This window comes from Mucilaginibacter sp. SJ (assembly GCF_028993635.1).
Classification (GTDB): domain Bacteria; phylum Bacteroidota; class Bacteroidia; order Sphingobacteriales; family Sphingobacteriaceae; genus Mucilaginibacter.
This window is the reverse complement of sequence record NZ_CP118631.1, coordinates 4,533,987-4,547,378: the sequence shown is the minus strand read 5'-3', so window position 1 is coordinate 4,547,378 and position 13,392 is coordinate 4,533,987. Positions and strand designations below refer to the sequence as shown.

The 13,392-nt window shown below is 42.3% G+C and carries 11 protein-coding genes; 6 read left to right on the top strand and 5 right to left on the bottom strand.

Going from position 1 to position 13,392, the window contains the following annotated elements:
• Positions 1–4 precede the first annotated feature (4 nt).
• The 4 genes from nrfD to MusilaSJ_RS18730 form a co-directional block, all read right to left on the bottom strand.
• Positions 5–1,477, bottom strand: coding sequence for an NrfD/PsrC family molybdoenzyme membrane anchor subunit (gene nrfD / locus MusilaSJ_RS18745; protein ID WP_274986387.1), 1,473 nt, complete (start codon positions 1,475–1,477; stop codon positions 5–7).
• 26 nt (positions 1,478–1,503) lie between these two features.
• A complete protein-coding gene (locus MusilaSJ_RS18740) occupies positions 1,504–4,566 on the bottom strand; it encodes a TAT-variant-translocated molybdopterin oxidoreductase (RefSeq protein ID WP_274986386.1) in 3,063 nt (1,020 codons plus the stop codon).
• 36 nt (positions 4,567–4,602) lie between these two features.
• Positions 4,603–5,889 (bottom strand): c-type cytochrome, encoded by a 1,287-nt coding sequence (locus MusilaSJ_RS18735; RefSeq protein WP_274986385.1) that lies wholly within the window; start codon positions 5,887–5,889, stop codon positions 4,603–4,605.
• A 252-nt stretch (positions 5,890–6,141) separates the two neighbouring features.
• Entirely contained in the window at positions 6,142–7,122 is a 981-nt protein-coding gene (locus MusilaSJ_RS18730) for a deoxyhypusine synthase family protein (RefSeq protein WP_090530168.1), read from the bottom strand.
• A 207-nt stretch (positions 7,123–7,329) separates the two neighbouring features.
• On the opposite strand from MusilaSJ_RS18730, the gene MusilaSJ_RS18725 reads away from it, so the two are divergent.
• Positions 7,330–8,457: a BamA/TamA family outer membrane protein gene (locus MusilaSJ_RS18725; RefSeq protein WP_274986384.1), complete on the top strand. Its 1,128-nt coding sequence runs from the start codon at positions 7,330–7,332 to the stop codon at positions 8,455–8,457.
• Between the two features lie 115 nt (positions 8,458–8,572).
• Here MusilaSJ_RS18725 and MusilaSJ_RS18720 read toward each other — a convergent pair whose 3' ends face one another.
• A complete protein-coding gene (locus MusilaSJ_RS18720) occupies positions 8,573–9,175 on the bottom strand; it encodes an O-methyltransferase (protein WP_274986383.1) in 603 nt (200 codons plus the stop codon).
• Between the two features lie 44 nt (positions 9,176–9,219).
• Between MusilaSJ_RS18720 and MusilaSJ_RS18715 the strand changes: the two genes are divergently transcribed.
• From MusilaSJ_RS18715 to MusilaSJ_RS18695, 5 genes are all read left to right on the top strand, one after another.
• The gene (locus tag MusilaSJ_RS18715; RefSeq protein WP_274986382.1) at positions 9,220–10,089 is read left to right on the top strand and encodes a transglutaminase family protein; all 870 of its coding nucleotides are present in this window, start codon (positions 9,220–9,222) and stop codon (positions 10,087–10,089) included.
• Positions 10,090–10,314: 225 nt separating this feature from the next.
• Positions 10,315–11,844: a sensor histidine kinase gene (locus tag MusilaSJ_RS18710; protein WP_274986381.1), complete on the top strand. Its 1,530-nt coding sequence runs from the start codon at positions 10,315–10,317 to the stop codon at positions 11,842–11,844.
• 3 nt (positions 11,845–11,847) lie between these two features.
• Positions 11,848–12,525 carry a LytR/AlgR family response regulator transcription factor gene (locus MusilaSJ_RS18705; RefSeq protein WP_218117177.1) on the top strand — a complete coding sequence of 226 codons (678 nt, stop codon included), beginning with the start codon at positions 11,848–11,850 and terminating at the stop codon, positions 12,523–12,525.
• A gap of 47 nt (positions 12,526–12,572) precedes the next feature.
• Positions 12,573–12,950 carry a nuclear transport factor 2 family protein gene (locus MusilaSJ_RS18700; RefSeq protein WP_274986380.1) on the top strand — a complete coding sequence of 126 codons (378 nt, stop codon included), beginning with the start codon at positions 12,573–12,575 and terminating at the stop codon, positions 12,948–12,950.
• An 18-nt stretch (positions 12,951–12,968) separates the two neighbouring features.
• Positions 12,969–13,370, top strand: coding sequence for a hypothetical protein (locus tag MusilaSJ_RS18695; RefSeq protein ID WP_274986379.1), 402 nt, complete (start codon positions 12,969–12,971; stop codon positions 13,368–13,370).
• Positions 13,371–13,392: the final 22 nt, after the last annotated feature.

Sequence of the window (13,392 nt, the reverse complement as noted above, 5' to 3'; positions counted from 1 at the left end):
AGTATTATGCTTTTAAGTATTCAGACTGTTCAACACTATCAAATTTCTCCAGCGAAGCGATGTAAAACTCTGCTTCGGCAGGTACAACATGGCCTTCGTCCATAAGTTTCTTCTTAGCCTGCTCGCTTGAGCTTTTCAGCAGTAATTTCACCTCGGCCATAGCCACTGAAGGTAATACCCTGATGAACAACAGGAACATGGTAAAGAATACACCAATTGAACCGATGAACACGCTCACGTCAACCCAGGTTGGATAGAACATAGCCCAGCTTGATGGTATAAAGTCGCGGTGCAATGAGGTAACGATAATTACGAAACGCTCAAACCACATACCGATGTTAACCACAATTGATAATACCCATGACAGCGGAATGTTGGTACGGATCTTTTTGAACCAGAACAACTGCGGAGTGATTACGTTACAGGTCATCATGCTCCAGTAAGCCCACCAGTACGGACCGGCGATACGGTTTGCGAAAGCATATTGCTCATACTCGTTTTGTGAGTAGAAAGCGATGAACAACTCTGTTAAGTAAGCCACACCTACTATCGAACCTGTTAACATGATGATCTTGTTCATTGATTCGATGTGGAACATGGTGATGTAGTTTTCCAAGCCTAAAACCTTACGTGCAATAAGCAACAGGGTTTGTACCATGGCGAAACCCGAGAAGATCGCACCGGCAACGAAGTATGGAGGGAAGATGGTGGTGTGCCATCCTGGTTCCAATGAAGTTGCAAAGTCCATTGATACGATGGTGTGTACCGAAAGTACCAGTGGGGTTGAAACACCTGCCAGGATCAATGACACTGTTTCAAAACGCTGCCAGGTTTTTACTGAACCTGTCCAGCCGAATGACAGTATCGAATAGATACGGCGGCGGATGCCTTCTGCACGGTCACGGATGGTAGCGATATCGGGTAATAAACCTGTATACCAGAATACCAATGAAACCGAGAAGTATGTTGATATCGCAAATACGTCCCAGATAAGCGGTGAGTTCCAGTTTACCCATAACGAGCCGTATTGATTTGGCAACGGTAATGAATAAACAGCCATCCATGGACGGCCCATGTGAGCGGCGATATAAGTAGCCGCACAAATTACGGCGAAAATCGTCATCGCCTCGGCCGAGCGGTTGATGGAGTTACGCCAGTTTTGACGGAACAGCAACAATACCGCCGAGATAAGCGTACCGGCGTGACCGATACCTACCCACCATACGAAACCGGTAATGTCCCATGCCCATCCTACTGTTTTGTTCAGGCCCCATTCGCCCAAACCGAACCAGAAGGTCCAGCTGATAGCGAAAACCCAAAGCGAGGCGCCAAGCGAGGCTACACTAAAGCCGATCCACCAGGCTTTACCCGGCATATTTTCTACAGGGCGTAATACATCATCCGTAATTTTTTTATACGTGATGTCCTTACCCGTAATTAACGGTTCCCTTATTATTGATTCACTATGAGATGCCATATATCTTAATCTCTGTATATAAAAATTTATGCCTGAGCTTCAGTTTCTATTATATTTCTAACTTTTGTCTGGTAACCAATACCTGGCTGTACGTTAAGTTCTTCAAGCACGTAGTAAGTTCTTTCGCTTGCAAGTGCTTTTGAAACTTCAGAGTTAGGATCATTTCTGTTACCGAACACGATAGCGTTGGCAGAACATGTTTGCTGACAAGCCATTTTGATTTCGCCATCTTTAAGCGGGCGTTTTTCAATTTTAGCTTTCAGTTTACCAGCCTGGATACGTTGGATACACATTGAACATTTTTCCATAACACCACGGAAACGTGTAACTACGTCTGGGTTAAGTACTAATTGTGTATGTTCACCTTGCAGGTAGTTATCAAAACGTGCGTCGTTCCAGTAGTTGAACCAGTTAAAGCGACGTACTTTGAACGGACAGTTGTTAGCGCAATAACGTGTACCTACGCAACGGTTGTAAGCCATGTGGTTTAAACCTTCAGACGAGTGAACGGTAGCTAATACCGGGCACACTGTCTCGCAAGGTGCGTGGTCACAGTGCTGGCAAAGCATTGGCTGGTGTACAACTGATACATTGTCGAAGTTTTCAAGCTTATCAATTTCCTTTTCTTTGGTAACTGCTTCTTCGCTGTTGCCGTGGTCATTGTAGCTATAGTAACGGTCGATACGGATCCAGTGCATTTCACGACGACGTGAAACCTCATCTTTACCTACAACCGGAATGTTATTTTCTGCAGAACATGCAACCACGCAGGCACCGCAACCGGTACAAGCGTTAAGGTCGATAGCCATTACCCAGTCGTAAACAGGACGATCATGGTTGTCCCAAAGAGATTCACCATTGTAATCTTTACGGCCATGCTCGTTACCGCTACCTGCTGCCGGGTTCTTTTTGTATTCAACAAAAGTTGCCTCGCGGATAACGCTCCTGCCCTCATATGAGTGGTGGGTTTGTGTTTGTGCAAGCGGCGATTTGTAACCGGCCGATTTGAATGACGCTACAGCAGCTGTTTGGAAAGTACCATTGCTTAAGCTAAAGAATGGGAAGGCGTTTTTACCAACGTTATTACCAACCGGGCCAGCATTTGTACGACCATAGCCAACAGCAACTGACAAAGTACCTTGTGTTTGACCTGGCTGAGCTAATACCGGCAACTCAACAGAGTAACCATTAGCATCAATTTTGATCACATCGCCTTCTTCCAGTTTCAATTTCTTCATATCAGAAATTGACATGGCAGCGAAGTTGTCCCAGGTAACTTTCGAAACCGGGTCAGGAAGTTCCTGTAACCATGGGTTATTACCACGTTTACCGTCACCTATAGCCTGGCTAACATAAAGCTGCAATTCAAATTTGTCGCCATCTGCAGCAACAGCTTTGCTCTGGGTTAATATTTTTTGCGTTACGCCGGCAAGGTCAAGGCTAAAGCTGTAAGCGCTTGCTGCTACCGGAGCAGCTATCACCATACCTGTTTGTAAAAGGGTTTCCCAACCTTTTTGGCCAGATAAGCCACCTTTTGCCAACAAACCTGAATCCCAGGTTTTGCGTACGTAAGTGTAGTAATCTTTTATTGGGTTTTCCATCCAAACCAGTAAGCTATGCTCTGCCTGGCGGGTGTTGTAAACCGGGTTAATTGTAGGCTGAACTACAGTGTAGTAACCTTCAACAGCGTTAGCATCACCCCATGTCTCCAAATAATGGTGATTTGGAGCATTAACAGTAGCTAATAAAGCTGTTTCATCCTCATGATCGGCAAATGATACATTTAAACGAACGTTTTTCAACGCCGCTTTAAATTCATCATTTTTATAGTAATCGTAAGCCGGGTTAGCATTCAGGAAGAATACAGCACCAACATCACCACGTTTTACTTCGTTTACAAACTCAACAAATGCAGCGTCGTTACCGGCGTATTGTTTTGATGGGTTATCTAAATCGATAGTAGTACCGTAGCTACCTAACAATGAGTTGATGGCGTTAACCAGTACTTGTGTAGCAACATCGTTTGAACCTGAAACAACCAACGCTTTACCTTTAGCAGCAACTAATTCCTTAGCGGCTAACTGAATAGCAGTATCAACTTTTTTGCTGCCGGTTGCTTTTGAACCTGGTAAAGTAGTACCAGAGATTGCGTTGTAAAGGTTTATTAATGCAACGCCAATTTCAGATGGTTTGGTAGTGATACGGGCATCGGCATTAGTACCGGTCATGCTCATACCAGTTTCAAACTGAATGTGACGAGACATTTTTTTGTTTGCCAGCGATTTGCTGTTACGGTTAGATACGTACTGGCGGGTAAATTCTTCGCCAGAGATCCAGGTACCTAAGAAATCAGCCCCAAAGCTTACAATTACATCGGCTTTATCAAAGTTATAGTGAGGCAATACTGCTTTACCAAAACTGTTTTGATTTGCCTGAATGATACCGGTGTATGAAACCGCATCATAATTGATATGTTTTGTAGTAGGGTATTTAGCGATAAACTCGGCAATAACTGCTAATGTTGAAGGGCTGTATACAGTTGAAGTAACCAAACGGATACCTTTACCTGCTGCAGCAACAGCTGCAAGCTCTTTCATTACATAAGCGTCAACCTCTGCCCAACCGGCTTCGCTACCTTTTAATTTAGGATCTTTTAAACGGTTAACATCATACAGATCAAGTACCGAAGCTTGAGCCTGAGCACTTAAACCGCCTTTTGAAAACACGTCATTAGGGTTACCTTCAACTTTAATAGGGCGACCTTCGCGGGTTTTAACCAAAATAGCCTGACCTTCATAGCTTGAAGAGTAATAGTTAGCCACACCCGGGGTAACCTCTTCAGGTTTGATCAGGTACGGAATTGATTTATGCACCGGCACTTTCTGACAAGCTGCCAATGTAACTGCGCCAACACCAAAGCCAAGTGCCTTTAAAAAGTCACGACGTGGAGTTTTAGCTGATAAACCAGATCCGCTAAGCACTTCCTCGATAGGAATTGGCTCTGCAAATTCGTTCTTATTTTTCTCAACAAATTCTGGTGTTCTGTTTAGTTCTTCTAAACCTTTCCAGTATTTTTTATTGCTGTCCATTTAAGCTGTATAAACTGTAATGCTAAATTCTTTTTATTAATAGTGACACTTACCGCACTCGATGCCACCCAATACGGCGGCTGTAACTTTCTCACCTTTCTTGATCTTATCGTGTGCAGCCAGGATGCTGTCATAGTAAGCATTGCCTTTACCGTTAACTTCGGTACGTTTGTGGCACTGGATACACCATTTCATGGTAAGCGGAGAGTATTGGTAAACCTCTTTCATTTCCTGTACCGGGCCGTGGCATTGCTGACATTTAATACCACCAACTTTTACGTGTTGTGAATGGTTAAAGTAGGCTAAGTCGGGCAGGTTGTGGATACGCACCCACTGAATTGGTTTAGCCGCGGTACTGTCATACTTCTGTGTTTTTGGATCGTAACCCAAAGCGTCATAAATCTTGTGAATCTCTTCCGATTCGGTTTTAACAACCTTATGGCAGTTCATACACACGTTTAATGAAGGGATAGAAGCATTTTTTGACTTGTATGCACCTGTGTGACAATACTGGCAATCAATTTTCATAATACCGGCGTGTAACTCGTGCGAGTATTTAATAGGCTGCACCGGCTGGTAACCCTGGTGAACGTTGGTGTTCCATAAAGTAACCCAACCCCAGCTGCACATCGCCACAGTACCGGCAACCAATATAAAGAATACCAGTTTTTTGTTTTTAAGGATCTTGGCGATGAATTCCTTTTTAGCATCAACTGCTACAGCACCTTCCGGAGTAACAACTTCGTCCTCAATAATAAGGTCTTTGTTTTTAAGCAGGATACGCTCTAAAGAACCTACAACCCTGTTCAATACCAGGATAACAATGAAGGCGATAACGATGATACCAATCAAACCGTAAACAACCATATCACTTGGGCCGCTTTCAACTTTTGCAGCACCGGCTGCAACGTTACCACCGGGAGCAGGTTGACTTTGCATAGTTTTCCAGGTAGTACGAACGTAGGTTATGATATTACCTACATCAGCATCGCTAAGGTCAGCGAATACGGTCATACCCGACTGGTTATACTCATTATAAATTTTGAGCGCCTTAGGGTTTTTAGCAGCAATCAGCGCCTGGTTATTCTGGATCCACTGGATAAGATATTTATCATCAGTTTCCTGAGTAAGTTGAGGGCCTAACGCCGGACCAATTAAACGGGTGTCGATTTTGTGACAGGTAGTACATTTTGATTTGAAAATGGCCTCGCCTTTAGCAGCGTCAGTTTGCGCGTACGCAGTTGATAAACTCCAAAAAGCAAACCCGGCAATCAGTAAAACCGACCTTGAGAATTGTTTAAGAATCAATGAGAAACTTCTCATACAGTGTATTTATGCTAAATAATTTTTATATTAATGATTGAAACTGTTGTAAGATGTATGTTTCATCGGATATTTACAGGCACAAAAGTATAATTTTATACACTATCGGTGACACATAAATGACACCAACCTATAATTTATAATCGTTCTAAATAGACAAAAAACTGCGTTTAAACGCTGCTAAATGCATATTAATGTCATTTGACATTTTTGGGGAATAATTATTATCCAACTTTAATTATAAAATTTTATCTATTGTTTTAATAACCAGGCAAAAATAAGCGGTGCAACAATCGTAGCATCGCTCTCTACAATAAACTTAGGTGTGTGAATGTCCAGTTTGCCCCAGGTTATTTTTTCGTTTGGAACTGCACCGGAGTACGAACCATACGAAGTAGTTGAATCGGAGATCTGGCAGAAATAGCTCCAGAAAGGCACATCATGCATCTCCATATCCTGGTAAAGCATAGGTACAACGCAAATAGGGAAGTCGCCTGCTATACCGCCACCTATCTGGAAAAAGCCGATGCCTTTCCCCGATGAATTTTTAGTATACCAGTCGGCCAGCCATGCCATGTATTCGATACCGCTTTTCATGGTTGAAGCTTTAAGCTCGCCTTTAATTACGTATGAAGCAAAGATGTTACCCATGGTTGAGTCTTCCCATCCCGGCACCACAATTGGCAGGTTCTTTTCGGCAGCAGCCAGCATCCATGAGTTTTTAGGATCTATCTCATAGTATTGCTCCAACTCGCCGCTTAATAATATTTTGTACATGTACTCATGCGGAAAATAGCGTTCACCGCTGTCATCAGCATCTTTCCATATTTTGTGGATATGTTTTTGCAAACGGCGGAAAGCTTCTTCTTCCGGGATGCAGGTATCGGTAACACGGTTATAGTGGTTTTCGAGCAAATCCCACTCTTCCTGGGGGCTCAGGTCGCGGTAGTTAGGCACCCTTTTGTAGTGTGAGTGCGCCACAAGGTTCATGATATCCTCTTCAAGGTTAGCGCCGGTACATGATATAATAGCAATTTTATCCTGGCGGATCATCTCGGCCAGTGAAATACCCAGCTCGGCTGTACTCATGGCACCGGCCAAGGTTACCATCATTTTACCGCCTTCTTCAAGGTGTGTTTCATAGCCTTTAGCTGCATCCATTAATGCCGCGGCGTTAAAGTGCAGATAATTTCTTTCAATAAACTGCGAAATAGGTCCTCTTGTAGTGCTCATAATATTTCAATAAAATTTCAGCCGCAAAAGTAGACATTTTAGTTAAATTGAATTTTAAATGAAACTTTATCTTTTTATAACCATTTCATGCCTAAAATTATCATCCTGTCCCCTACCCCCTCGGCGTATTGTCATCATAATTTTAAAAACGTCCGTTCGCAGAACCTTATAAAACAAAATGGGTTATATTAGCCACGGCAAACATCTATGAAGAAACTTGTTACCTTAATACTGGTCTGCGCTCTTTCAACCAGTGCCTTTTCACAAATCTCCCGCATTGTAAAGCGAATGTATTTCGATAAAGATACCACACGCAAAAGCAGTTTTGTTATTTTGCCTGTATTAAGCTCTGCCCCCGAAACCGGCCTTGAAGTTGGCGGCGCGGGCCTTCTTTCTTTTTATACCGATACTTCAAAACTCAATACCCGGGTATCCAATGTTTTTGGCTATGCTTCTGTTACCACAAAAGGTCAGAGCCGTTTAAGTCTTACTACCAGTTACTGGACGCCCGGAAACAACTATCACCTAACTGCCGGAATCGGTTATATCAATTTCCCTTTTGACTTTTACGGCATCGGTAACAATACATTAAAGGCTAACTCCGACAGGATTGGTCAAAAACGGTTCAAGGTGAATTTTACTGCCGAAAAAAAGATCTCCAATAACCTGTACGCCGGGATAACAGGCGGCGCCTGGGATTACAAATTCAGAGACGATGATAAGACAGGTATATTTTATACCGATCCTCGCGTTGAATACCGCCGCGGCGGCCCAAGTGCCTACATAGGCCCAACCATTACATTCGATAACAGAAATAATAATACTTACACCACCAAAGGGCTCATTGTAAACGCCTATTTTCAGGCTATACACGGCATGTTCAGCAATAATGATTATAAAGGCGGCTTCTTTAATATCGAATACTCCCAGTTTTTTTTGCTGGCACCTAAATGGGTTCTCGGCCTCGATGTACAGGAACAGAGTCTTACGGGTAGTACATCACCGTTTTATCTGCTGCCCGGTTTAGGTAGTGATGAGCTGATGCGCGGCTATTACAATGGCCGTTTCCGCGACAGAAATATGTTGGCCGGCCAGGCCGAATTGCGCTATCGGTTAAATGACCGCATAGGTTTTGCAGGCTTTATTGGCAGCGGCGAAGTTTTCAAAAGCAGTTTCAGCACATCCGAACTAAAACCCAACTACGGCGGTGGCCTCCGTTACTTTTTTGATGTTGAAAAAGGACTTGCTGTACGTATTGACTATGGTGTAGGCCAGAAAATCCCTGACGAGAAAAGATTAACCGGTTTTTATATTGGATTGGGGCAGTCGTTTTGATCTTTAAGTTCATAGTTGATGGTTCATAGCAAATTATCGTAAATGGATTGAGTGGTTTAATACAACCACACTTCGGCCATGAACTATGATCTATTAACCATGAACTAACCAACGGTTAATACCTCACCTTAAAATCTTCCTTACTCATTCCCGGCTTAAAAAACACCAGGCCGATATAGAAAAGATCAATGGTTACCCTTACCCGATTATCAATCTTTACCCGCTCCCAAGCCTGTTTTATATTTTGTGTACGATGGATCCCTGAAAAGATCAGTACAGTATCATGGTCAATATTGGGCATTACTTTTTCCAGGCATTCTGTTGCATCATGCCTGGCAGTGTCCACAAAAATCATGTCAGCCTGTCGGGCTTGGGCAGGATATTTTACATCTATGATCTCAGCAGTTGGAATAGCATTGCCAACTATTGATGGTGTAATACAATCCTCATGATCAGCAAAAAAAACAGTTGTGGGCTTAAAATAAACTACGAGACGGTAAATCAGTTTGTAAACTTTAAGCGGCATGCTTTTTATCATGTGCTTGTCAGAATGTTGTTTATGAAAGACCTCTTCAATTCCGCGGTATACTTTTTGGTCGCGATAATCGTAAATAACCATATCAATCAGCTTGTAAACAAATGGAGAGTGTATGCCGTGCCTGTTGTTAGCCCTAAAACGGTGCCGCAGGTAATTAAGCCCATACCTTATATTATACATCGCTGTAAAAATAGAAAAGGTTTAGTATTTTAGCATTACAGCGTATGATAAATCCAACTGAAGTAAATTCATTGATCCGCCTGCTGGATGATCCGGACAGCGAGATTTATGAACATGTGTATAACAAATTGTTTTCATATGGTGCCGAGGCTATAATGTATCTTGAATCGGCGTTTGAGCAGGCTTTTGACCCTATCCTACAGGAACGTATTGCCAACCTGGTTCATGAAATTCAGTTCAGCAATCTTAAAAACGATTTAAAACTCTGGAACCAAAGCGGTGCGTTTGATCTGCTGCAAGGCATCCTGATCATTAACCGTTATCAATATCCCGACCTCGATGAGCAAAAGGTAATTAACCAGATAGAAGCTATTAAACGAGATATCTGGATCCAGATGATGAACGAGGCCAGTCCAAAAGAGCAAGTCAAACTCATTAACCATGTATTTTACAATATCTACGGCTTCAGCGGTAATACAGCCAATCACCTCGATCCACAAAACAGCTATCTGAGCCAGGTATTGGAAACTAAAAAAGGCAACCAGATCTCATTGGCGATTATCTATTCTATCATCGCACAAAAGCTGGATATCCCTGTTTACGGCGTAAACCTTCCCCAGCATTTTATCCTCGCCTATCTTGACGAGAGTATGCAAAGCGAGTTTGAAAGCGGGATCCTGTTTTATATCAACGCCTTTAATAAAGGTTTCCTGTTCGGCAGGCGCGATGTGGATATGTTCCTGAAACAGCTTAACCTTAAGTTTGATAAGCAATTTTACGAGCCCTGCTCCAATACCGATATCATCAAACGTGTTATCCGTAACCTCATCAGTGCCTATGAAAATCTTGGCTCGGCCGAGAAGGTAAGGGAGTTGAATGAGCTGTTGGAAATAATGGATAATCCGGGGGTGTAGCAGTTGCCAGCTTTAAATAGCAGTTGCTGTAAAACCAGTGGCAGTTGCGGCAGCAGTAATTTAGACCAAACCCATCTTAAAAAACAACTGCTACTAAAAACTGCTACTGCTACTAAAAACGACTGCCGCTAAAAACCAAACCCATCACACCAAATCCCGGTTTCATCCCATTCATTTATTCAGTAGTATTGTGCATTATACCTTGCGGGCATAATTCAAAATACGATGAACGATCTCCTGAAAAAAAACCTTAACCTTGGCAAAATTGAATTTTGGGCCGCAAGCACCATTTACGCTTTTGCCGTTATGCTGCTATTAGCTAAAGTAGCCAACAGTGCCGACAACGAAATATGGACCCCATACAGGTATATGTTTAATAACTATCACCTGCATTACTCCTACTCTAAATACTATTTCTTTCCGCAGGTGTTTAGGTATACCGGCTATTACGGAGCTTTTTTACTTTGGAACTTTGTGATCATTCCTGCACTTGCCGGGAAAAAGCAGGTAGTGTGGAATATCATTTTAGGGTTAGCATTGCTTATCGTCCTCTGGGGATTGTTCGGCATTACCGATACCTGGTTAAAAGGATACCTCTTTTACCACAGATCAGCCGATTATGTGTACAACATCGTTTTCAAAACAAATGTATTGTATGCGCTATGGGTAATGATGATGCTTACTTTTTACAGCATGATCAAATATTCGGCAAGTTTCCTGTTAGGGAATGTCGACAAGATCCAGGCAAAATACCGGGTGCTTACTCATGATTGCATCATTGCTATCGTTGTTTTGATGATCATTGTGTTTTTAATGGCACTTGTTGACGGCCCAATAGAGCTGATCACTACTTGCGTAATTATAGGTCCAACAGCCATTGGTATTTATGCCCTATCATTTTATAGTTTAATACCTCAAACACTTGCCAAAAACCACGGTATTTTTAATTACCTGCTTAAAGTTGCCGGTATTATGATCATTATCGGAATTCCGATAGGTTTTATAACCGCACTTATTTTCGACCAAAAGGATCCCGTATTCATTATTTTTGGCTTTAACTGTGGGATACAAATCCTGATTACGGCCCCATTTGCCTGGATAGTTTACAAACGCAAACTGGCGGGTAACCAGGAGATCACTTACCTAAGAACTGCCCTTGGCCGTTCTACGGCCGATCTGGATTTCCTTCGCTCACAAATCAATCCGCACTTCCTTTTTAACGCGCTTAATACCCTTTACGGAACCGCCTTACAGGAAAACTCCGAACGTACAGCAGAAGGTATTCAGCGCCTCGGCGATATGATGCGTTTTATGCTGCAGGAAAACATGCAGGAAAAGATCTTACTGGTTCGCGAGATCGATTATCTTAATAACTATATCGCCCTGCAAAAATTGCGCACTCAAACCTCGCCGGACATCAGCATCGCGCTGCAAATTGAAGAGAATGTTAATGCCCTGCAGATAGCCCCAATGTTGCTGATCCCTTTTATTGAGAACGCATTTAAACACGGCATCAGCCTGCGCGAACCGTCACACATCAACATCAGCCTGCAAACCAGGGAAAATACACTTTACTTTGATGTGCATAACAGCATCCACCCCAAAGTAGTTAACGACACCGAAAAATACAACAATGGCATCGGCCTCGAGAACGTTAAACAGCGACTGGCACTTTTATACCCTAACAAACACGAATTGGTGATCCGCGAAAGTGCGAAAGATTTTTTCATACATTTAACCATACAATTGCAATAAGCTTTGATTACTGCCATAGCCATTGATGACGAACCTATAGCACTTGATGTGATCCGCTCGCATGCTGCAAAAGTGCCTTTTGTTGACCTCAAGGCCGAGTTTACCGATGCCTTTAAAGCAATGGACTATCTGCAGCGCGAACCTGTGGACCTGTTGTTCCTGGATATTAAGATGCCCGATATTTCGGGCATCGATCTGTTAACCTGTCTCAATAAAAAACCGCTGGTAATATTTACCACCGCCTACACCGAACACGCTGTTACCAGCTTTGAACTGGACGCGGTAGACTATTTATTGAAACCCTTCGCGCTTACCCGGTTCATAAAAGCCTGCAACAAAGCTTATGAACTTTACAGTTTTAGGAACACTGCCGAGGTTAAGGATTACATATTCCTGAAAACCGGCTATGAGCAGGTGCGCGTTAACTTCGATGACATTTACCATTTAGAAGCTACAGGTAATTATGTAAATTTTATATTAAAGGACAGCAAAGTGCTTACCCGTATGACCATCACTGAAGTTGAGGCGCTACTGCCGGCTGAGAAGTTTATCAGGATCCATCGGTCGTTTATTGTCGCTGTAAATAAAATTGATAAAATAGAACGCCATCAAGTAACAGTAAATGGATTTTTGCTGCCTGTAGGCGGCGCTTATGTGCCGAATTTGGGAATGATTAAATAATCCCTTACAGATCGTTTATACGCTGGCATAATCATTATCTTTAGCTTATGCAGCAACGCGAACTTATCATCACCAATTATGTAAAGGCCTATAACAACTTTGATGTTGAAGACATGCTTAAAAACCTCGCACCATCCGTTAAATTTCAAAACATATCAAACGGTGATGTGGATATGGAGCTTGATGGCATAGCAGCATTCAGGAGCCAGGCCGAACAGGCAACTGAGCTTTTTGAACGCCGCGAGCAAATTATCCGGTCATTTAAACACACCGGCAACAAAACCGAAATAGCTATTGACTATAACGCAATTTTAGCCGCCGACCTGCCAAATGGATTAAAGAAAGGTGATGAGTTAAATCTGAAAGGGCATTCAATTTTCACTTTTGACGTAGATAAAATTGTTGGGATAATGGATATTAGTTAAATTCACGTGTTCGACATAATGCAAAACATAACAAACATCATTAAGAAAGCCATAAGCAAAGATGATGTTCTTTGGAGCATATATGAGTTCTTTTACTGCCTCGAACATTTGGGCAGCAAAGGATATGAAGTATCATATTGCGAAGATGATGATGAAAAAGTAGCTTCAATATCACTGTCAAGCAAAATCATTGGATATATATGGAGAAGATATCCATTGATTTTTATCACCACAGATCAGTCGGATGATGTACAAATAGCTTTAAAGGGGCAAGCTTATATCGAGTACATTATGGTTACAGATTTGGATACCGAGGAACTCGTTTTAGACGAAGCCCCGGAAGTAAATAGTGTTGTATCTTATATTATAAGCAAAAGTGGTTTTTCAGCTACGGATTTTTGGTTCTATCATGTAATTTAAGAAACTGTTAAGCATTTTTGTA